Raw genomic sequence first — 20646 nt, 5'->3', positions numbered from 1 at the left:
TATCCCCAGTCCCCAATCCCCAGTCCCCAATCCCCAGTCCCCAATCCCCAATCATGTCTACCGAAATTCGTAATTTTGAAAATATCAAACTAAATCACCCCCGCTTTAATTGGCTACAACCTTTGATATTACTTGCACCGGCTGGTGTTTGGTTGTTACTGTTGCTGGTGTTACCAACACTGATTATTTTGCAGTTAAGTTTAGTACCAGATATCCGTCCAGGAGATATAGTTAACCCTCGTGGCTTTGATAACTATATCCGGCTGATTGATCCTCTATACTTACAAGTGATTGTGCGATCGCTAGGGTTAGCACTTGGGACAACAGTTATTTGTTTAGGGTTGGGTTTCCCTGTCGCATATTGGATTGCTCAACTAGCACCGCAACGTTGGCGAAATTTGCTGCTATTAGGTTTTGTTTTACCTTTGTGGACTTCTTCCCTACTGCGTTCCTACGCTTGGATTACTATTTTGCGTCGCACTGGTTTATTCAACAGTCTGCTCAGTAGTTTAGGTTTACCCACTCTACAGTTACTTAACACAGTGCCAGCTGTATTAATTGGTATGAGCTATAGCTTGTTACCCTATATGGTTTTAATCTTATATGCTTCCTTAGAAAAATTAGATAAGCGTTTACTAGAAGCAGCAGCTGATTTAGGTGCAAATCCTGTACAGACTTTTTGGAAAGTGACAGTTCCGCAAGTTTTACCAGGAATTGCGGCTGGTTCTTTACTGGTATTCATAACAGGATTAGGGGATTTTATTGATCCAGAGTTATTGGGTGGTGCTGCTAGTATGACGGCGGCACGATTAGTTTATAACCAGTTTCTCGGAGTCACTCAAAACTGGGGGTTTGGTTCAGCTTTGAGTATGACATTAATTTTGGCGGTGAGTATTGCGATCGCTCTGTTAATTAAATTTGGTGAAGCTACACCTAAACAATAAGAAATCAAATATGTCCCGTTTAGCTGCTTGTGTCGCTGTCACGACGCGAGTTGAGGAATTTAATATATAGATATAAAATATGGGATGCAAAGCATCCCCCACTGCTTAAAATCTAAGGAACAGACAATTTTTAGCCAAATCTACCGCTAACGTAGTCTCTGGTATCTTCCTGTTTGGGGTTATTGAAAATTACTTCGGTTGCGTCGTATTCTACGAGGTAGCCTATACGTCCACCTGTTTCTGTAGACCTAACATTGAAAAAGGCTGTTCTGTCAGAAACCCGTGCCGCCTGCTGCATATTATGGGTAACAATGACAATGGTGTATTGCTCTTTCAGTTCGTGAATTAATTCTTCAACTCGTAAGGTGGAGATGGGATCTAGGGCAGAGCAAGGTTCATCCATGAGGATAATTTCAGGCTGTACAGCGATCGCCCTCGCAATACATAATCTTTGTTGTTGTCCACCAGATAAAGATAAGCCACTTTGCCGCAATTTATCTTTTACTTCATCCCATAATGCTGCTTGGCGTAGACTCCGCTCTACCAAATCGTCCATGTTACCTTTGTAGCCATTGATTTTAGCTCCAAAAGCAATGTTGTCATAAATGGATTTAGGAAATGGGTTTGGTCTTTGAAATACCATGCCAATCCGGCGACGTACTTCTACTGGATCGATATCGGGTGCGTACAAATTCTTATCATAGTAGAAAATTTTACCTTCCGCCCGAAATGATTCAATCAGGTCATTGAGGCGGTTATAGCAACGCAGCAATGTACTTTTGCCACAACCAGAGGGCCCGATAAAAGCTGTCACCTTATTTTTCGGTATATCTAGCCAAATATTCTGCAAAGCCAGAAATTTACCGTAGTAGACATTGAGATTTTCCGTTTTTAAAACGGTTTCTGTGTTGTTAACTGTACTAATGTTAGTAGCCATAAATGGTCTAGTTTACGTTTTAGGGATAGTTGAGCAATCTGAACTAAGCGATGAAAAGATGATTCTCTAAGCTTTTTGGCGTGTTGCCCAGCGAGCTATGATACTGGTGATCAGAACCATCAAGACTAAAATCAAAGAAGCAGCCCAAGCTAAGGATTGCCAGTTTTTGAAGGGAGAAATGGCAAAGTTATAAACCAAAACAGCTAAGGATGCTGTGGGTTGGAATAGGCTATTGGGCCAAAATGACGAGAATAAGGCTGTGAATAGCAGAGGTGCTGTTTCTCCGGATGCCCGTGCGATCGCTAATGTTGTTCCGGTGACAATTGCTGGTAAGGCAGCAGGTAAAACAACTTGGGTAACGGTTTGAAAATTAGTCGCTCCCAACCCTACAGATGCTTGTCGCAAATCTTGTGACACTAGCTGTAAGGCTTCATCAGTGGTTCTGACAATAATTGGCAACATCAAAATTGATAATGCAAATCCTCCACCTATGGCAGAATAAGAACCTAAATTCAACTTTACTAATGTCAAAACCACAATTCCATAGGCAAATACCCCAGCAATAATAGATGGAACTCCACTCAGCACATTAGTTGCAAAGCGTATCCATCTGGCCAATTTACCAGAGCTAAATTCTGTTAAATAAATTGCTGCAATTACGCCGACTGGGATACTAATTAATGCCCCAATACCTACCATTAATAAAGTTCCCAAGATGGCATTACCAAAGCCTCCTTGCCCCCGCAAAGGTGCTGGTGGTAGTTCAGTAAATACGCTCAAATTCAGGCTACTAAAACCTTGAATCAAGACGTAAGACAGCACTGCTATCAAGGGTAAAAGCGCCAATGCTCCGCAAAGAAATGCTACTCCTGTCATGACGGTATTAAATAACGTCCGTGGAGAGTTAGAGGCGCGAATTAAACTCCTTTCGGGAAAATCAGCAGTCATAATTTCATCCACAACTCAGCTATATTCGCTTGACCCGAAGCACGATAAACTCAGCCAAAATATTCACTGCGAGAGTCAACACAAACAAAACTAAAGCAGCATACATCAAGGCTGCAACTTGCAGACCACTCGCTTCTGAGAACTGGTTTGCTAGTAAAGAAGAAATCGTATTGGCTGGTGCTAACAGGGAGATGTTGATATTGTTGGAGTTACCAATTAACATGGTTACAGCCATTGTTTCTCCCATAGCCCTACCCAGTGCCAGCATGACTGCACTCACAATACCAGAGAATGCCGAGGGAATCAGGATTTGAAAAATTGTTTCCCAGCGAGTTGCCCCCAATCCCAAAGATGCTTGGCGCAAACTGGGTGGTACGGAAATCAAAGCATCACGAGATATAGCGGTGATGATTGGCAAAGTCATAATTGCCAGGATCACCCCCGCAGGTAACATTCCTGGTCCCGTGGGAGGAGTGCTGAAGATGGGCAACCAGCCCAAAGCACTATTCAGCCATTTGCCAATTTCAGTTAATATGGGGATTAACACAAAAATTCCCCAGATGCCATAAACAACGCTGGGAATAGCTGCTAGCAGTTCTACTAAAAACACCAGTACCGTCTTGATTTTTCCAGGTAGGAAATCCTCACTCAATAAGACAGCAGTACCAACGCCTATAGGCACAGCGATTAAGAGACCAAGAAAAGAACTCATCAGAGTTCCATAAATCTGAGGCAGCACTCCATATTCGTCTTTGACTGGGTTCCAAGCACTCTTAGCTAAAAAACTGACACCAAATTCTTTGATTGCAGGCCAAGCATCAACTGTGACTTGGAACGCTATCCATAATAAAGTACCAGCGATCGCTAGAGCAAAAATCCTAGTTAGCCAAATAAAGCCTCGATCTAGAGACTGCTCTACTTCAGAGCGACTTTTAATTGCTGATGGCAGATTCTGAGAATTGGTAGCCATGAATACTGATTGTAAAAATTAAATCAGAGATAAATGTGAGAAGCAACCAGATAATAAATAAAGTTGTCATCGTCTGCTCTGACATGGGAAAACCCCAGTTTCATCAGGGTTTCTGTTTGTTAATCATGAGCTAGTGACAAACTACATGAATTGGCCAGTCTACAATTGCTCATACCCTAATACCAGCTTAAACTACTGAGATGGCATGAGTTTTTCAGCCTACTTGCTAGCACTGGTATTACCACCAACAGCAATTTTGTAATCTGGGTTGATTTGGTCAGCAGCAGCAGCCACTTTCTGAACTACATTTTGAGGTAAAGGAACATATCCTAACTCTGCTGCAATTTTCTGTCCTTCAGTCAAACCGTACTCAATCATCGCTTCCATCGCTTTGCCTTTAGCGGCATCAGGATAGTTTTTGTAAGCCAAAATCCAGGAGTAGGTGACTACAGGGTAGGAATCAGCACCTTCTGGATCTGTAATAAAGGCACGGAGGTTTTCTGGTAATGTTACTGATTCTAGAGTTTTAGAAGCTGATTCATCTGTTGGTACAACAAATTTCCCACTCTTGTTTTCTAAAGCGGCAAAGTTGAGTTTATTTTGTTTAGCATAGCCGTACTCAACATAACCAATTGAACCTTGAGTTTGTTGAATTTGGGCGGTGACACCTTCATTACCTTTAGCACCAACTCCCACTGGCCAGTTTACTGTTTTGCCATCGCCCACTTTGCTTTTCCAATCGGGACTAATCGCACTGAGGTGTTGTGTAAAAACACCTGTAGTACCACTACCATCAGAACGATATACAACTGTAATTGGCTGGTTAGGCAGGTTGACACCAGGATTAGCAGCAGCAATTTTGGGGTCGTTCCAGGTCTTGATGTTACCCAGGAGGATATCAACATAAACTGCCCGTGGTAGTTTCATCTCTTGAACACCAGGCAGGTTATAAGCCAAAACGATGCTACCAGCTGTCATGGGTAGCAATAACACCCCCTTATCAGCTGCCACCTGTTGGATTTCTTCATCCTTCATGGCGACATCACTGGCACCAAAGTCTACAGTACCTTTGAGAAATTGCTCAACACCAGCACCGCTACCCACTGACTGGTAGTTGACTTGCAAATTTGGATACTTTTTGTTTAAGTCTTTGAACCAACTTTGATACAGGGGAGCAGGAAAAGACGCACCGGCACCTGTCAAAGCCACGTTACCGCCAAGATCCAATTTTGCCGGGCTGGAGGCTGTAGCATCTGTAGCAGTCCCAGAGGAAGCATCGTTGGTGCCATTATTGTCTGAGGCTTGCTGTCCACCACAAGCAGCTAGACCGATTGTCAGTGCTAACACTGAAGCAATAGCTGGAATGCGGTTACTTTTTTTCGTATGTAGACTTGAACGCATAGCTGTCAGTTTTGAGTAAATTTCCACATAGGCTTTTCTAAGCTACTCCTTACAGGTAGGCTAAAGGTTAAGAATAGGTTAATATAAGCAAAAAAACATATTTTTTTTAGACTCAGTTACCAAGAGTTACTCCTTGCTTACTAGATAAATTTGATACAAGATAACAGTAAAATTTCTGCTTATTGATGCTGCATAGCATCTATCATGTGCATTCGCATCACTCTATCGTTCAATGGTATTCAGTGATCCCGTGCCACAAAAGCGAGAAAAAGCGATCGCAGATGAGCCTGTAGCTTTGTGCAGACTTAAAATATTGATAGTACCAAAATCAATAAAAACAGCATAAAATTTCGATTCCAGAAGGGAAAGTTAAAAAAATAGCCAAATCTGAATGCTCAAAAATTTAGAGGTGCGATCGCTTCAAATAATTTCACATAACATAACCTATCAAGTTTGTAGTTATTCATCACCAAACTGATAAGCCAGCATAAACCCCAAGATAACTGTTAATTATATTACCATTTTATTTGACACACCACAATCAGACAAAATGTATAGGACTTAGGCAACTGGCACACTCAAATAAAATTGCAGGTGGTTAATGGTAATTAGTTTTACTTTTAACTATTGACTACCCCAACGAAAAAGTTATGAAACTTGTGTAAGTCCTGATAATTAATGCCTATACTGGTTGCTGTTAGTTTGCCCTGTAGCCTCTTAATCAATGTTTGCCGCTTCCAATCAACTGCTATGGTCTATGATTGGCTTACTTCTGACAATAGGTGGTACCTTCCTAGAAGCCCACAGTATTACATTGCCTTGGAGTTGGAGTCAGTATGGAATTCAAACTTTTTCTTTAGGTGTCACCTATCAAATTGGTGCGGTGCTATTAGTAGGCTGCTTAGGGGGGCAAAATGCTGGTGCGCTGTCGCAAATTGCTTATTTAGTCATGGGTTTAACTTTGCATCCTGTGTTTTATGATGGTGGCGGTCTTGGTTATATCAAGTTATCTCAGTTTGGTTATCTACTAGGTTTTATTCCTGGGGCATGGATTTGTGGCTTTTTCGCCTTTCAAGCCAGACCCCGATTAGAAACACTCACATTTAGCTGTATTTGTGGCTTGATAACCGTCCATATTTGCGGAATTACTTATTTGATTATTAGTTATGTTTTCCCTTGGCAAAGTCCAGACAGCATACCCTTGATGCAAGCCATCCTCTCATACTCTTGGTTGCCCATACCAGGACAATTAGCTGTAGTTTGTGCCGTTACTGTAGTAGCATATGTGTTGCGACATTTAATGTTTTATTAGTTATGGAGAGGCTAGATACTTCCAACTAAAAAATATTTCATCCCTGCTAGAACCTACGCCTAGGTTGCTTCCCCGGAATGGTTGTTACCCAATCCCCAATCTTCAATCCCCAATCCCTAATTTCATGCGTTTTAAAAATCGCCTCTTTTGGATAGCTGCTTTTATCGCCTTTTTCCTAGACCAACTGACAAAATACTGGGTGGTGCAAACCTTTAGCTTAGGTCAAACACTACCACTGATACCTGGTGTATTTCACTTTACATATGTGACTAATACTGGTGCAGCCTTTAGCTTATTAAGTGGCAAAGTAGAGTGGTTGCGTTGGCTATCTTTAGGAGTGAGTTTAGTATTAATCGCCATGGCATTTTTTGGTCCAGTATTAAGTCGTTGGGATCAACTAGGTTATGGTTTGATCTTGGGTGGAGCTATGGGTAATGGTATTGATAGATTTGTTTTAGGCTATGTAGTTGATTTTCTTGATTTTCGATTGATTAACTTTGCTGTATTTAATGTGGCAGATTCATTCATTAGCATAGGTATTGTTTGTCTACTCATTGCTTCTTTCCAAAAAACACCTACTTCCAGTCGCAGGTCTCGGTGAAGTATCTGCATTGAGAAAAAGGGCAAAGTTTTCATCCCTTGCCCTTGCTTTTAGAAGTAACTGATTGTTGATGCTAGCACTAGCAGACCTTTAGAGACTTTAGAACATTAGAGGATAGCTGATTACACAATATAATTCCGTGATGGGTTCTTGGTGTAAAAATTAGTTTTGTAGAGACGCAATTTATCGCGTCTCTACAAAATGATTTTGGACTTATCTGAACCGTATTGGTTGGTCTTGAAACAATCTCTGTTGTTCGTTTAGCAATTTGCCATGCACCCTCAATCATGAAAGTCGTTGAAACTGATATTATGGTTTCACTTTTATTGACCAATAGAGGGAATTACAGGTACACCAGAGTTTGGCAGTTGGTTGGGAGAGATGGTTGCTGGTGCGGGTGTTGTACTTTCAACAGGGTTAGATGCAGGGAGGGTAGTGCTTTCTGGTGCGGGGGTTGTACTTTCGGCAGGATTAGATGCAGGGAGGGTTGTGTTTTCTGGTGCGGGGGTTGTACTTTCGGTAGGATTAGATTCAGGTACAATTGTGCTTTCTGGTGTGCTGATAGTTTCAGAAGGTTGGGTTTCTACAGTAGTGCTACCAGAATTATTAGGTGTGACTGCTTGACCACCCGCACAACGGGAATTGAGAGGAAAACGCTCACACAGAATTTTGAAGCCTTCTGGTGACAATTTGATTTCCGTTGGTGAACTAGCTGATGAGCCGATAGATTGAGCTACTGGGGATTTACTAGATTGGGCAACAGAAACATTAGCTGTGATTGCCAAGGTCAGGGCTGTACCAATCAGGGTCAGAGATTTTCCCATAATCTGAACTTAACCTCAACGGAAACGGAACACTCGCACCATTAAAACAGACAATCTATTTTTAGAAAATCTTCCGAAATATAGATGTTTTTTGGTGTTGTAAAGTAAGCGAACATCTCAACGGAGTAAAATGTAAATTAACGTTTTCTTCATAGGAGGTTCTCACTGATACCAAAAGGAAAGTGTAATGTCTGGTAATGGAACAATTCAAATTAGCTAAAATCAGCATTTTAGGTTAGTAATCAAAATTTTCCTGGTGTTGATGAGTAAGTGAACCAAAAAAGTAAATTTACTAGATATATAGACTATAGATGTAAGATTGAATCGGCAATAATTCCGTAAAGCCAATTAATTTTTTGGCTTAGGAGTAAAATGGTGTAATACCGAATAGTAGAGACTGCCATTAGCCCGATTCTTCACTAGCAACTGTGATGTAAACAGCCAATGAACTCTCCCCAACCTCCTCACAAGCCGCAAACTTTACTTGGTCAACTGACTCAAGCTGTACATACTATTCAAGCTAGGGTTGATTTTTCTAAACTGGCGCTCAAGCCTAATGCCAAAGTACCAGAACTCTGGGTGCAGGATGCAGGGGCAGATAAGGCTGAAATTTATCCATTGTTGGGCGATCGCTATATACTGGGTCGCAGTTCCAAGTCCTGTGATATCGTCATTCGTAACCCAGTGGTCAGTCAAATTCATTTGTCTTTATCACGGGATTCTTCCCAACGTACCCCGGTATTTGTGATCAAAGACGAAAACTCTACCAATGGCATTTATCGTGGCAAACGGCGCGTCAACACTTTAGAACTCCGTCACGGTGATATTCTTACCCTAGGGCCACCAGAACTGGCAGCTTCGGTGCGGTTACAATATGTTGATCCACCACCTGTGTATGTGAAAGCTGCAACTTGGGCAGGTTATGGGATCGGTGGAGTTAGCGCCTTATTAGCATTGGTGATTGGGGTCGAATGGTTCAAATTTTCCGTGCGCCCTTTACCGACAGCTACCCGCGCTCCTGTAGTAGTTTATGCTCGTGATGGTAGCACTCCCCTACGTGAACCCCGGACGGTTTCTCATGTAGACATGAAACGTCTAGAAGAATTTGGTCGCTATTTACCTGCGGCAGTAGTGGCTTCTGAGGATAGCCGCTATTATTGGCACGTCGGGGTTGACCCCTTGGGCATTTTACGAGCCGTGTTGATTAATACTCGTAGTGGAGATGTGCAGCAAGGAGCTAGTACCATTACCCAACAGGTATCTCGGAGTTTGTTTCGTGACTATGTAGGCGCACAAGACTCCATCGGGCGGAAATTAAGAGAGGCAATTGTTTCTCTAAAATTAGAAACGTTTTACAGCAAAGACGACATTTTACTTACTTACTTAAATCGGGTATTTTTAGGGGCGGATACCTCTGGTTTTGAAGATGCGGCTCAATATTACTTTGATAAGTCGGCTAAAGACTTAACTCTGGCTGAAGCAGCAACATTGGTAGGAATTTTACCTGCTCCCAATGCGTTTAATTTTTGTGGCGATGGCCCCCGGAGGCTAGATGCAGCCGACTATCGCAACCGTGTAATTAAGCGGATGCTGGACATGGGAAAAATCTCCCAAGAGGAAGCCAACCGCGCCCGAAGATCAACTGTTCAAGTCAGTCCTAAAGTATGTGAGCAGCAAGCTAAAACTATAGCTCCTTACTTTTATGACTATGTGTTTCAGGAATTGGAAGACATCTTAGGTGCAGGTGCAGCTAGAGAAGGAAACTACATAATTGAAACTCAGCTAGATCCTAGGATACAAGCGCAAGCAGAAACATCGTTGCAAAATGCAGTTAACACCGCAGGCTCGACTTTTCGGTTTTCCCAAGGTGGAATGGTAACACTAGACACCAGAACAGGTAGTATTTTGGCAATGGTGGGGGGGACTGATTATCGTCAGAGTCAATTTAATCGGGCGGTGCAAGCTAAAAGACAACCCGGTTCAACTTTTAAAATTTTTGCTTTCGCTCAAGCATTGCTACAGGGTATACCAACATCAAGAACATATTCTTGCGCTCCTTTGACGTGGCAAGGTTTTACGTATCGCCCATGTCGTTCTGGTGCGGGTATTAGTTTAGACGTTACCACTGGATTAGCTCTTTCAGAGAATCCCATTGCTTTGCGAATTGCCAGGGAAGTTGGTTTAGATAGAGTGGTAGCAATGGCACACCGTTTGGGGGTCAAGTCATCACTAGAAGCAGTACCTGGGTTGGTATTAGGTCAAAGTGTGGTGAATGTTTTGGAGATGACTGGTGCTTTTGCTGCTATTGGTAATAGTGGCGTGTGGAATCCTCCTCATGCCATTAGTAGAATTTTGGACAGTGGTGATTGTAGCGATCGCAATGATTTGAAAACCTGTCGTGTCATCTATTCCTTCGACCAAAATCGAGAAGCCAATAAGCGAGTCTTACCAGAGAGGATCGCTGCTCAAATGACTGATATGATGCAGCAGGCAGTGACGCGGGGGACTGGACGCAGTGCTGCCATTGGACTGGGGGAAGCAGGCAAAACCGGGACAACTGATAAAAACGTTGACTTGTGGTTTATTGGCTATATTCCCAGTCGCCGATTAGCTACAGGTATCTGGCTTGGCAACGATAATAATTCTCCCACCAATGGTAGCAGCGCCCAAGCAGCCCAACTGTGGGGCAATTATATGAGGAGAATTGCGAGATAGATAGGGAGTGGGGAGTCGGGGTGTAAGGGTGATGAGCTTTAACACTCAGCACCGACTAAACGCCGTACTACCGCTAACAACACCCAATTACTGATATCCCTGCCAAGGAGTTACTTCTAATTGTCCACTAGGTTTAAATATCACTTGAAAGTGAGCTAGAGGTTCTCTGGTGTTGGGAGCAGCTGCGTTTGAACCATAGACTGCTTCAAACATCTTAGGTAAAGGTGTTTCCCGGAAATAGTCAAAGGCTAATTGGTTGAGTGGCTCATAATCTGCGATTGTGCCATCTTTATTGATTGCTACCCGATACTTTAAATCTTTGGTATAGGTGGGAGTACCGCTCCAACTTTGCCGTATCGTATCATGAAGCTTGGTATTTAAGGATTTGATGGTATTAGCATCAGTGATTTTAGCACCGATGACTTCTGGTGTTCGGACATATCCCCGCCAAGGACTAACTTGCAGTACACCCTTGCTAGTAAAAACTACTTTAAATTGGGCAATTGGTTCATTAGCGATGGGAGTACGTTTAGCAGGATTGTAAAGTAAGTTAGGCAGAGGAGTTAATTCTATACCTTCATTTGCTTCTTGATTGACGGATTTATATCCTACAATCGAACCATCAGCAGCTACACCCACACGATAAACTAAATCCTGTTTAATTCCAGCACGACTATTCCACGCTGGATCAATTAGGTTCCAAACTTGACGATTTAAAGCTTTGAGCTGAGATGGATCAGTTATTTCACTAACTGTATTTAAAAGTGCCTCTAAATCTTTGACTGTGGGCTGAGTTGCAGCTGCGGCAGTTCCTAGGGCATTGGGGGTGGGTGTTGCGGCTACAGGTGTGGAGGTTGCTGTAGATGTTGGTGTTGTTTCAGCTAAAGGCGTTGTAGTTGCCGTAGGTGTAGGTGTTGTTTCAGCTAAAGGTGTTGTATTTGGGGCGGTTGTAGGAGTAGTAGAACTCTGCTCCTCTGGCTTGGTTTCTGGTGGACGCATCTCTGGGGCGGGAACCAAGCTAAAGGCGATCGCTGCCACAGCTAAACTAGAAACACCGATAGTTGCCGGTAGTGCTTGCTTAAGTACAACTTGACTAGCACCACCATAACGTCTAGTCACTGGTTGTAATTCCAGTGATAATTCCGGTAAAGTTTGCGTGTCAGCAAAAAACTGATCTACAGCTTCTACTAAGTCAAACAGCTGTACTGTATTTAAATCTAATTGAATAGGTTGTAGATGAGGATTAGAATTAAATTCTTCTGGTGCGTTCTCAGAATGTACTATTAACCTATGGCGGTTAGTATCGATTTTTTGTAACTCTACCAGCTCTGAATCTTGATTGTGTGCTTGGGGATTCGGCACATTACTTAAAAATTCTTGAGCATAACCACTGACAGATCTTACCAAACTTTCAAAGAATTCTCTCCCGCCCACCAGAGGTTGGTTGTGGCCGGATATATAACATTCTGCATTTACCAGTATTGACAGTTCAGGGCGCAATTCCTGAAATTGTGCGCCCCTGGTAGCATCACTTAATCCCTCTAAAAGTAACGTACAATTAGGTAAACTGTACTTCCGTTGAATATTCATTCTACTTCCCCGTCAAATAAACTGATCCAGAATCGCTGCATTCCAGCCGTGCCAGTACAAAATAGCAGTTGTCCCAATAAATTTATAGCTAATTCATTTAATTTTTCATCAGAACTTAATGCTAAAGCACCAAATCGCCGAGCGTTCATGCGGCTTTTAAAATGCGCTCTAAACCGTTCTAAGTAATTAGATAAGCGTAAATTCTGTTCTAAGGGAATTTGCTTTTCGTTCATTTGTTGACAAATCATCAGCATTTGGCGGATCACCACTGTTAAACGCCGGGCGATGTAACAGGCAATTACAACTAAGGCTTTGGCCTCCATAATGGTTAAAGGGCGGCGAATATGCGCTCTTCTGATGGGGTTAGAACTCCGCATCCGCCACAAATTCACTCTATCTTTAACAATTCCTTTCAAATCCAACTCTTGGGCAAAAGTTAGGATGGCTTCAGAACCACCCAGTTCTAAAGCTTCAATCGCCAGTAAGATGAGATCAATTTGCAACCTAGTTCTGGCCGGACATCCATGTCCAGCGATCGCAGGATCTGGTAGAGTGTCCAAAATCATCGGCAATGATGGGGGGGTTGGACTGTTGAACGGCGTTAAGCTTGCAGAAACATTCATTCTATAAAATACCTTGTGCGGCTCCAATAGACCAGGTAAAAGTAGGAGAACTAACTTGAGGATATACAGCCAGACAGCAAGATGAAACTGGTGGCAGTAGTAAGGCTACTTGATATATACATTTACATAGTTGTTCTACTCAAAGGTTGACCTATACGTAAATTTAAGTTTTTAAAGCATAATTTTACTCTTTTATTTTCTGAGTATAAATCCATCTCTTAGCTTGGTGTAAATTCTCAGTATCGTCAATGGATGACGAAACCTAGGCATTGATCCCAAGCGTATGACATTATAGTGTACGATTTTTCAGGTGACTGGGGAGTAGAAGAGGCGGGGGAGCAGTGGAGCAGAGGGGCAGTGGAGAATACTAATTTTATCTAGCCCAGTCCCCAGTCCCCAGTCCCCAGTCCCCAGTCCCCAATCCCCAATCCCTAAAAACTATGGATTTAAAATCTCTCATTCGCGACATCCCTGATTTTCCTAAGCCTGGAATTTTATTTCGTGATATCACTACTTTACTGCGCGATCGCGAAGGATTGCGATATACTATTGACTTTTTGACGGAAAAATGTATTGATGCTGGTTTAGAAGTAGACTATGTTGCTGGTATGGAGTCACGGGGGTTCATTTTTGGCACTCCTTTGGCTTATAAATTAGAGGCTGGTTTTATTCCTGTGCGGAAAAAAGGTAAGTTACCAGCAGCAGTTCACTCAGTTGAATATCAATTAGAGTATGGTACTGACTGTTTAGAACTCCATCAAGACGCTTTACACCCAGGTAGTCGAGTTTTGATTGTCGATGATTTGATTGCTACAGGTGGAACAGCCAGCGCCACAGCCAAGTTAGTCCAGCAAATAGGCTGCGAATTAGTGGGGTTTGGGTTTATTATCGAGCTACGGGATTTACAAGGACGCAAACATCTACCAGATGTGCCAATTATTTCCGTAGTTGAATATTAGTTATTAGTTCAAATTCCAAACTTCCAACATTGACTATTGACCATTGACTATTGACTAACTACCATGACATCTACACGCATTTCCTGGGATAGAAGTTGGGACTGGTTGATGAGGTTTGTCACCAGCGAAACGTTTATTTATGTGATTAAGCGGATATTGCAGGCGTTGTTTACCCTGTTGTTAGCATCCGCACTGTCATTTTTCATCATGAAATTATCACCAGGAGATTATGTAGATACGTTACGGCAGAATCCAAAAATCTCTCCAGAACGGATTGAGGAAATCAAGAGACAGTTTGGTTTAGATAAATCTTGGTTGGAACAGTATTGGTTGTGGTTATGGCGCATTATCACCAGGGGAGATTTCGGCACAAGTTTTGTTTATCAGCGTTCAGTCGCGTCTCTCTTGTGGGAAAGAATACCGGCTACTTTAATGTTAGCGATCGCGTCTTTATTTTTCACCTGGGCGATCGCTATTCCCTTGGGTATCGTAGCGGCTGTCAAGCAAAATAAAGCCACAGACCGAATTTTACAGGTGATTAGCTACACCGGGCAAGGATTTCCCAGTTTTATCACTGTGTTGTTTCTCCTCATCTTTGCCCAAGTCACCACACCTTTATTTCCCGTGGGTGGTATGACCAGCATTGACCACGCTGATTTATCTTGGTTTGGTAAAATCGTCGATGTCGGCTGGCACATGATTTTACCTACCATTGCCTTAAGTATCACCAGTTTTGCCGGTTTACAACGCATCATGCGCGGTGAATTATTAGATGTGTTGCGGCAAGATTACATCCAAACAGCTCGCGCCAAAGGACTGCCAGAAAACCGTGTGATTTACGTCCATGCTCTCCGTAATGCTATTAACCCGCTAATTACTTTGTTAGGTTTTGAGTTAGCAGGTTTATTAGGTGGTGCATTTATCGCCGAACAGTTCTTTAACTGGCCAGGCTTAGGCAGATTAACTTTACAGGCAGTAATCGCCAAAGACCAGTATTTAGTTATGGCTAGCCTAGTCATGAGCGCCGTATTACTCAACGTCGGCAACCTAATGGCAGACTTATTACTGAAAGTAGCCGACCCCCGCATTCGTTTAGACTCATAATTAATAGGCAATAGGCAATGGGCAATAGGCAATAGTTATTCTCACCTGTCACCTGTCACCTGTCACCTGTCACCTGTCACCTATCTTCATGCTGTCCGAAGTCTATTACATAGTGCGCTCAAAAGCTGATGGTCGTTATCTGACTGCTCGTCCCAATGAAGACACATCAGGTTATTTGCTGCTATTTCGGGAAAACTTTGATGCCTTAACGTATCTTAATACACACGCCGCAGAAGTAGCAAACCGTTTTGCTGTAGAGTCTATTCCTGGTACACAGTTAGGCAGTTTACTGCAACGCTGGGGTTTTACTGGTGTGGGGGTTGTCACTGATCCGTTGTTACCTAAAGTAGATTTTTTACAACACAGTTGATACCCAGTAGTTAGTAGGGTGCGTCAGTATGAATAATTTCCTGGTGTAGTTAGGTTTTCTGGTACTGACGCACCCTACATTTGGGATTTTTTTGACTTTACCCCAGTCCTCAGCCTCTAAACTACTACCTTCTCCAGCACCAATTTAGAACGCTTCACTTGCTCAGGAATGGCTACAGGATAATCTCCAGTAAAGCAAGCAGAACAGAAATTATTAGGATCTTCCCCTGTTGCTAATAGCATTCCTTCCCAACTGAGATATGCTAGGGTGTCTACTTCTAGCTGTTGGGCAATTTCTTCTACAGATTTGGTAGCCGCAATCAACTGATCTTGGGTATCAGTATCAATACCATAGAAGCAGGGATGAGTAACTGGTGGCGAAGAAATCCGCATATGTACTTCTGCTGCACCGGCTTCACGCAAAGCTTTCACCAGTTTGCGGCTAGTAGTACCCCGCACAATGGAGTCATCAACAATAATTACCCGTTTACCTGCTAGCACATCTTTAAGTGGGTTGAGTTTCATCTTAATCCCCGACTCACGCATGGTTTGCGTTGGCTGAATAAAGGTACGCCCAACGTAGCGATTTTTAATCAGTCCTTCACCGTAGGCGACACCAGAAGCTTGAGAAAACCCAATGGCGGCAGGTATACCAGAATCAGGGACACCAAAAACGATGTCAGCATCTACATAGGATTCTTTAGCTAGTTGCCTTCCTAAGCGCATCCGATAGCTATACAGACTTTCGTTGTGCATTTGGCTATCAGGACGGGCAAAGTAAATCATCTCGAAGATACACAATTTGGGCTGGGGTTTTTCACTCCAATGGTAGGAAGCCAAACCTTCTTCGGTAATCCAAACTACTTCACCTGGCTCTACGTCGCGCAGGTATTCAGCCCCAATAATATCTAAGCCGCAGGTTTCGGAAGATAAAACATAACGGACGGGATTTCCTGCCACAGTCCCAATTACTAGGGGACGAATGCCATTAGGATCACGGACTCCCATCACACCTACAGGAGTACCGATTACTAAACTAAACGCACCTTGACAGCGATGAAATGCTTTGATAGCACCCTCTAACCAATCTGCACCTGCGTTAACTGCTTGTGCGATCGCAAAGGCAATCATCTCTGAGTCGGTAGTGGTGACTAGGTTGCAGTTGCTATTGAGTAACTCTTCTCTTAATTGCACAGTATTGACTAAATTGCCGTTATGTGCTAATGCCAATTTACCCAAGCGCGTTTCTAGTACAGCAGGCTGGGCATTAACTTTGCGACTGGAGCCAGTGGTGGAATAACGGGTATGACCAACGCCTATACTGCCTGGCAACTCTTCTAAGATAGACTCATTAAAGACTTGAGACACCAAACCCATGTCCTTGTGTAGGTGGACTTGTGTACCCTCGAAGGTGGCAATGCCAGCAGATTCTTGACCCCGATGTTGCAGGGCATACAATCCAAAGTAGGTCAGTTTAGCAACGTTTTCTCCTGGTGCGTAGATGCCGAAAACTCCGCAAGCTTCTTCTGGCTTGTCAGGACGATTTTCCAGACTATTGATTGAGTCGTTGGTATGTTGGGGGTACTCATCCAAAGTGACGGAATCAATGGGAATCATGCTAGCTTTGCTCCTGGTTGGGGTGTCAAGTCACTGGGATTATTTCTATGAACCGGATAGTGGTGTTAATCTTAATAAATCTTTAACCATCCATTAAAACAGTACCCTAAATGTGTCCAAAGATGCTATCGCTTTCGACAAATTGGTGCTAAATGACATTCCAGAAATTGGAATAGAAATTATTCGGTCAATCATGGAGATGTTTTTCTCCAGACTGAACCGAAAATACAGCACCCGGAACTCAGTAGTGAATTTCAACTAGAGGTAGTGGTATAGATGGCTAAACGTCTAGCGATCGCATTTTGATAGCGATCATTCATCTCTTCGATACTAACTTGGATTAAGCTTTGGTTATCAGTGGTTAAAACCCCCAATTCTGTATCGGTATTACCCACAGTTCCCAATTTTTGCCATTCTTGACCCAAATGCTCCTGTAAATAGGATTCCCAAATCTCTTGCTGGGATGGGGCTATGGACACAATAATTCTTGTGCCACCTTCACCGAATAGCATTTCATCAAGGCGTTTTGACTGAGTGACTTCTAGGTAAATTTCTGCTCCCAATTTAGCAGCCAGACAACATTCTGCTACAGCAATAGCTAAACCACCCTCAGCACAATCATGGGCTGAATGTATCCAACCTGCACGAATCCCTTCGCGGCAAACTTTTTGGACACGCCGTTCCAAGTCAAAATCTACCTTGGTTGGTCTACCTGCGACAATGCTGTGAATGGTAGCTAAATATTCAGATGCGCCTAAACTCCTGGGAGATGAGCCAAGCAGATAAATAATATCGCCTGGGGTTTGCCAACCTTGACCGCAAATTTTGTTTAAATCAGGAATTAACCCTACCATCCCCACTACTGGGGTTGGGTAAATTGGTTGGGGATTGCCTTGAGAATCTAGAGTTTCATTGTATAGAGACACATTACCCCCAGTTACCGGAGTTGCCAATTCTCGACAACCTTCCGCCAAACCTCGACAAGCTTCTGCTAATTGCCAGTAACCAATGGGTTTTTCAGGACTGCCAAAATTGAGGTTATCTGTCACCGCCAAAGGTTCTGCACCCACACAGCTAAGATTCCGGGCTGCTTCGGCGACTACTGCCTTAGCTCCCTCGTAGGGATCAAGGTAAACATAACGAGAATTACAGTCTACCGTAGCCGCTACACCACTTTGGGCATTGGCAATTTTCCCCTGGTTTTCTAATGGTCTTAACCTGACGATCGCCGCATCTGCACCACCTGGGAGAACGACGGTGTTATTTTGGACTTGATGGTCATATTGACGATACACCCAATTTTTGGAGGCGATCGTAGGCGTATTGAGCAAAGTTAAGAAAATTTCCTGCCAACTTTGCAGATTACCTTGAATTTCAACCCCAGCAGTGGTGCAAGCAGGCAAAGTCTCAGGCGACCATTCCCAAGCTTTACGGGCATACTCTGGTGGTTCTGCCAATAATTCACGCTCATAAAGTGGAGTATTTTCTGCCAAAGCATCCGCCGGAATTTCGGCGGCGACTCCACCTTGGAAAAGAATCCTGACAATGGGTTCGGCAATGACTCTACCCGCAACTACTGCCTGTAATCCCCAACGGTGGAAAATATCAATTAATTCTTGTTCTCGTCCTTTATGGGCAACAAATAACATCCGTTCTTGGGACTCAGACAGCAGATATTCATAGGGAACCATTCCTAATTCCCGCACTGGAATTTTATCTAAATCTAGTTCAATACCCACGCCGCCCTTCGCTGCCATCTCGGAAGTTGAACAGGTAATACCCGCAGCACCCATATCTTGGGCGGCTACTACTGCGCCTGTTTTAAATGCTTCCAGACAAGCTTCAATTAGTGACTTTTCTAAAAAGGGGTCGCCTACTTGCACAGCCGGACGGTCATCTATAGATTCATCACTTAATTCCGCACTGGCAAAACTAGCTCCTCCCATACCATCGCGTCCGGTGGTGGAACCTACATACAATACAGGATTCCCTAGACCAGATGCTCCAGATTTGACAATTTCTGGCGTTTCCATCAACCCTAACGCCATGACATTCACTAGGGGATTACCAGAGTAAGCAGGGTCAAAGTACACCTCACCACCGACAGTGGGAACGCCGACGCAATTACCATAATGGGAAATGCCTGCAACTACCCCAGAGAAAAGCCTTTGGGTTTTGGGGTCTTCTAGAGAACCAAAACGAAGTGAGTTTAACAACGCAATGGGACGCGCACCCATTGTAAAGATATCTCTAAGAATACCACCAACTCCGGTGGCTGCACCCTGAAAGGGTTCAACAGCTGAGGGGTGATTATGAGACTCAATCTTAAATGCTAGTTGCAGTCCTTCCCCCAAATCTACAACCCCAGCATTTTCTCCTGGTCCTACCAGGATGCGGGGGCCAGTGGTGGGAAACTGTTTGAGTAAAGGACGGGAATTTTTATAGCAGCAATGCTCAGACCACATCACCCCAAACATTCCCAATTCAGCTTTGTTGGGATGACGACCTAAGCGGCGGACAATTTCTGTATATTCTTCTGGTTTAATACCTTCAGCAGCGATTTCTTGGGGAGAAAAGGGAGCAGGAGATGTGGCAGTCATGGAAATAATGCACCAAGAGTACAGAGCATTATTGTATCGAGTTACTTGCGTTGTATGTGCAGTTCTCGGATATCTCTATTCAAATGCGATCGCTCAGTTGCCACATATCACTAACTAGCGATCGCATCCAAATCAATCAGCCTCCAACCTGTAGATTCTGTAAAATCAAATCGGCTCTTGGTGTTATTCCATCACCGTACTCTGCTGGATAATGGATAATCACATAGAATACTTTGCCGTTTTGTTCACCAAGATACAAAGTCCCGATAATCTCTGGTCCTTGACGAAAATCAATCTTTTCTTTTGCCCAAGCATAAGAGACATTTTGAGTCCTGTTGATCACTTGCCATTTATTAGCTGCAAGGAGGCCAGATTGACCATTCACAAAGCTTTCTAGCTGTTTGATAGTGTTGACGTTGTTCGGAAAGAAGATACTAATATAAGCATTCTCATCTTTATTACCGTCAAAATTGGTAATAAATTTCACTGCCGTTCCTTCTCCAGAACTAACACTTTCGGCTACAAACTCTTCACTAGGAAAGTAAGTAATAAATAATTCGTTCTGTTCTTCATACAGTTTTAGGGTTATGGGAGTTTTTTCTCCTTCGATAGTAATTGTGGCAGTTTTTGTGGCCGGTCTAGGAGATTTCGAGTTATAACTGGTTTGGGGAGCATTAGACGTAACTGTAACACCGTCGCTTTGAACCACTTGATCCTGTTGTGGCACAGTACAACCAAACAACGTTCCCAGAAGAACTGACCCAGCTAGAAGATAAACATAGTGCATATTCTGAATTTCCTCAGATGTAGTAATACTTAAAATTAAGTTACTTTTGTAGTTTAAGTAACATTTTTTCGTCCCATTATGTGTGTCGTCTCCCTGTAGGAATAAATTTTTCACCTAAATGCAGTTTGATCATAAAAAACAAGTGATAACAATCACAGAGTTCAATGATTAAGATCGTTTCCCTTGTATCAGGAAATAGAGAATATTTACGTATTACTGAACTCTAGCCGAGTCATTAATAGGGAACACACTAACTGCCGACATTCCGTAAAAAAGGTTGTCGGCTTTTTGTTTGGGGATTGGGTGGGAAGCAGGGGGGCAGGGGAGCAGGGGAGAAAAACTAAT

General features: G+C 43.1%; 17 protein-coding genes. 7 read left to right on the top strand and 10 right to left on the bottom strand.

Translation table 11 applies throughout. The features are described 5' to 3' along the window. Window positions 1–53: 53 nt before the first annotated feature. Window positions 54–944, top strand: a complete 891-nt coding sequence (locus NOS7524_RS14260) for an ABC transporter permease (protein ID WP_015139180.1) — start codon at window positions 54–56, stop codon at window positions 942–944. 130 nt (window positions 945–1074) lie between these two features. Here NOS7524_RS14260 and pstB read toward each other — a convergent pair whose 3' ends face one another. The 4 genes from pstB to pstS all read right to left on the bottom strand — a co-directional run bounded on the left by pstB (window position 1075) and on the right by pstS (window position 5200). Next, complete coding sequence (gene pstB / locus NOS7524_RS14255) at window positions 1075–1881, bottom strand: phosphate ABC transporter ATP-binding protein PstB (RefSeq protein WP_015139179.1); 807 nt, start codon at window positions 1879–1881, stop codon at window positions 1075–1077. Window positions 1882–1947: 66 nt separating this feature from the next. After that, a complete protein-coding gene (gene pstA, locus NOS7524_RS14250; protein WP_015139178.1) occupies window positions 1948–2829 on the bottom strand; it encodes a phosphate ABC transporter permease PstA in 882 nt (293 codons plus the stop codon). A gap of 19 nt (window positions 2830–2848) precedes the next feature. Beyond that, entirely contained in the window at window positions 2849–3799 is a 951-nt protein-coding gene (gene pstC, locus NOS7524_RS14245; RefSeq protein WP_015139177.1) for a phosphate ABC transporter permease subunit PstC, read from the bottom strand. Between the two features lie 219 nt (window positions 3800–4018). Continuing rightward, window positions 4019–5200 carry a phosphate ABC transporter substrate-binding protein PstS gene (gene pstS / locus NOS7524_RS14240; RefSeq protein ID WP_015139176.1) on the bottom strand — a complete coding sequence of 394 codons (1182 nt, stop codon included), beginning with the start codon at window positions 5198–5200 and terminating at the stop codon, window positions 4019–4021. Between the two features lie 724 nt (window positions 5201–5924). Between pstS and NOS7524_RS14235 the strand changes: the two genes are divergently transcribed. Next, a complete protein-coding gene (locus tag NOS7524_RS14235; protein WP_015139175.1) occupies window positions 5925–6512 on the top strand; it encodes a biotin transporter BioY in 588 nt (195 codons plus the stop codon). Between the two features lie 124 nt (window positions 6513–6636). After that, window positions 6637–7113, top strand: coding sequence for a signal peptidase II (gene lspA / locus NOS7524_RS14230; protein WP_015139174.1), 477 nt, complete (start codon window positions 6637–6639; stop codon window positions 7111–7113). Window positions 7114–7436: 323 nt separating this feature from the next. Here lspA and NOS7524_RS14225 read toward each other — a convergent pair whose 3' ends face one another. After that, window positions 7437–7937 (bottom strand): hypothetical protein, encoded by a 501-nt coding sequence (locus NOS7524_RS14225; RefSeq protein ID WP_015139173.1) that lies wholly within the window; start codon window positions 7935–7937, stop codon window positions 7437–7439. A 444-nt stretch (window positions 7938–8381) separates the two neighbouring features. Here NOS7524_RS14225 and NOS7524_RS14220 point away from each other — a divergent pair, with 444 nt between their 5' ends. Beyond that, window positions 8382–10652 (top strand): transglycosylase domain-containing protein, encoded by a 2271-nt coding sequence (locus NOS7524_RS14220; RefSeq protein WP_015139172.1) that lies wholly within the window; start codon window positions 8382–8384, stop codon window positions 10650–10652. An 87-nt stretch (window positions 10653–10739) separates the two neighbouring features. Here the strand turns inward: NOS7524_RS14220 and NOS7524_RS14215 are convergent, their stop codons facing one another. Next, window positions 10740–12242: a DUF4335 domain-containing protein gene (locus tag NOS7524_RS14215; RefSeq protein WP_015139171.1), complete on the bottom strand. Its 1503-nt coding sequence runs from the start codon at window positions 12240–12242 to the stop codon at window positions 10740–10742. After that, window positions 12239–12865 (bottom strand): DUF3038 domain-containing protein, encoded by a 627-nt coding sequence (locus tag NOS7524_RS14210; protein ID WP_015139170.1) that lies wholly within the window; start codon window positions 12863–12865, stop codon window positions 12239–12241. Before NOS7524_RS14210 ends, NOS7524_RS14215 begins: the two co-directional genes overlap by 4 nt. A 440-nt stretch (window positions 12866–13305) precedes the next feature. On the opposite strand from NOS7524_RS14210, the gene NOS7524_RS14205 reads away from it, so the two are divergent. From NOS7524_RS14205 to NOS7524_RS14195, 3 genes are all read left to right on the top strand, one after another. Beyond that, a complete protein-coding gene (locus tag NOS7524_RS14205; protein WP_015139169.1) occupies window positions 13306–13824 on the top strand; it encodes an adenine phosphoribosyltransferase in 519 nt (172 codons plus the stop codon). Between the two features lie 63 nt (window positions 13825–13887). Continuing rightward, a complete protein-coding gene (locus NOS7524_RS14200) occupies window positions 13888–14928 on the top strand; it encodes an ABC transporter permease (RefSeq protein ID WP_015139168.1) in 1041 nt (346 codons plus the stop codon). A gap of 88 nt (window positions 14929–15016) precedes the next feature. Next, complete coding sequence (locus NOS7524_RS14195; RefSeq protein WP_015139167.1) at window positions 15017–15298, top strand: hypothetical protein; 282 nt, start codon at window positions 15017–15019, stop codon at window positions 15296–15298. A gap of 116 nt (window positions 15299–15414) precedes the next feature. Here NOS7524_RS14195 and purF read toward each other — a convergent pair whose 3' ends face one another. The 3 genes from purF to NOS7524_RS14180 all read right to left on the bottom strand — a co-directional run bounded on the left by purF (window position 15415) and on the right by NOS7524_RS14180 (window position 20301). Then, complete coding sequence (gene purF, locus NOS7524_RS14190) at window positions 15415–16914, bottom strand: amidophosphoribosyltransferase (protein ID WP_015139166.1); 1500 nt, start codon at window positions 16912–16914, stop codon at window positions 15415–15417. 254 nt (window positions 16915–17168) lie between these two features. After that, a complete protein-coding gene (gene purL, locus NOS7524_RS14185) occupies window positions 17169–19514 on the bottom strand; it encodes a phosphoribosylformylglycinamidine synthase subunit PurL (RefSeq protein WP_015139165.1) in 2346 nt (781 codons plus the stop codon). Between the two features lie 136 nt (window positions 19515–19650). Then, entirely contained in the window at window positions 19651–20301 is a 651-nt protein-coding gene (locus NOS7524_RS14180) for a hypothetical protein (RefSeq protein WP_015139164.1), read from the bottom strand. Window positions 20302–20646 lie beyond the last annotated feature (345 nt).

Source organism: Nostoc sp. PCC 7524, from assembly GCF_000316645.1.
Classification (GTDB): Bacteria; Cyanobacteriota; Cyanobacteriia; order Cyanobacteriales; family Nostocaceae; genus Trichormus.
This window is presented reverse-complemented; position numbering and strand designations above follow the sequence as displayed.

Excerpts from the sequence above, each read along its gene's own strand:
- NOS7524_RS14260 (WP_015139180.1), top strand. The coding sequence starts at position 54 with ATGTCTACCGAAATTCGTAATTTTGAAAATATCAAACTAAATCACCCC.
- pstB (WP_015139179.1), bottom strand. The coding sequence starts at position 1,881 with ATGGCTACTAACATTAGTACAGTTAACAACACAGAAACCGTTTTAAAA.
- pstA (WP_015139178.1), bottom strand. The coding sequence starts at position 2,829 with ATGACTGCTGATTTTCCCGAAAGGAGTTTAATTCGCGCCTCTAACTCT.
- pstC (WP_015139177.1), bottom strand. The coding sequence starts at position 3,799 with ATGGCTACCAATTCTCAGAATCTGCCATCAGCAATTAAAAGTCGCTCT.
- pstS (WP_015139176.1), bottom strand. The coding sequence starts at position 5,200 with ATGCGTTCAAGTCTACATACGAAAAAAAGTAACCGCATTCCAGCTATT.
- NOS7524_RS14235 (WP_015139175.1), top strand. The coding sequence starts at position 5,925 with ATGTTTGCCGCTTCCAATCAACTGCTATGGTCTATGATTGGCTTACTT.
- lspA (WP_015139174.1), top strand. The coding sequence starts at position 6,637 with ATGCGTTTTAAAAATCGCCTCTTTTGGATAGCTGCTTTTATCGCCTTT.
- NOS7524_RS14225 (WP_015139173.1), bottom strand. The coding sequence starts at position 7,937 with ATGGGAAAATCTCTGACCCTGATTGGTACAGCCCTGACCTTGGCAATC.
- NOS7524_RS14220 (WP_015139172.1), top strand. The coding sequence starts at position 8,382 with ATGAACTCTCCCCAACCTCCTCACAAGCCGCAAACTTTACTTGGTCAA.
- NOS7524_RS14215 (WP_015139171.1), bottom strand. The coding sequence starts at position 12,242 with ATGAATATTCAACGGAAGTACAGTTTACCTAATTGTACGTTACTTTTA.
- NOS7524_RS14210 (WP_015139170.1), bottom strand. The coding sequence starts at position 12,865 with ATGAATGTTTCTGCAAGCTTAACGCCGTTCAACAGTCCAACCCCCCCA.
- NOS7524_RS14205 (WP_015139169.1), top strand. The coding sequence starts at position 13,306 with ATGGATTTAAAATCTCTCATTCGCGACATCCCTGATTTTCCTAAGCCT.
- NOS7524_RS14200 (WP_015139168.1), top strand. The coding sequence starts at position 13,888 with ATGACATCTACACGCATTTCCTGGGATAGAAGTTGGGACTGGTTGATG.
- NOS7524_RS14195 (WP_015139167.1), top strand. The coding sequence starts at position 15,017 with ATGCTGTCCGAAGTCTATTACATAGTGCGCTCAAAAGCTGATGGTCGT.
- purF (WP_015139166.1), bottom strand. The coding sequence starts at position 16,914 with ATGATTCCCATTGATTCCGTCACTTTGGATGAGTACCCCCAACATACC.
- purL (WP_015139165.1), bottom strand. The coding sequence starts at position 19,514 with ATGACTGCCACATCTCCTGCTCCCTTTTCTCCCCAAGAAATCGCTGCT.
- NOS7524_RS14180 (WP_015139164.1), bottom strand. The coding sequence starts at position 20,301 with ATGCACTATGTTTATCTTCTAGCTGGGTCAGTTCTTCTGGGAACGTTG.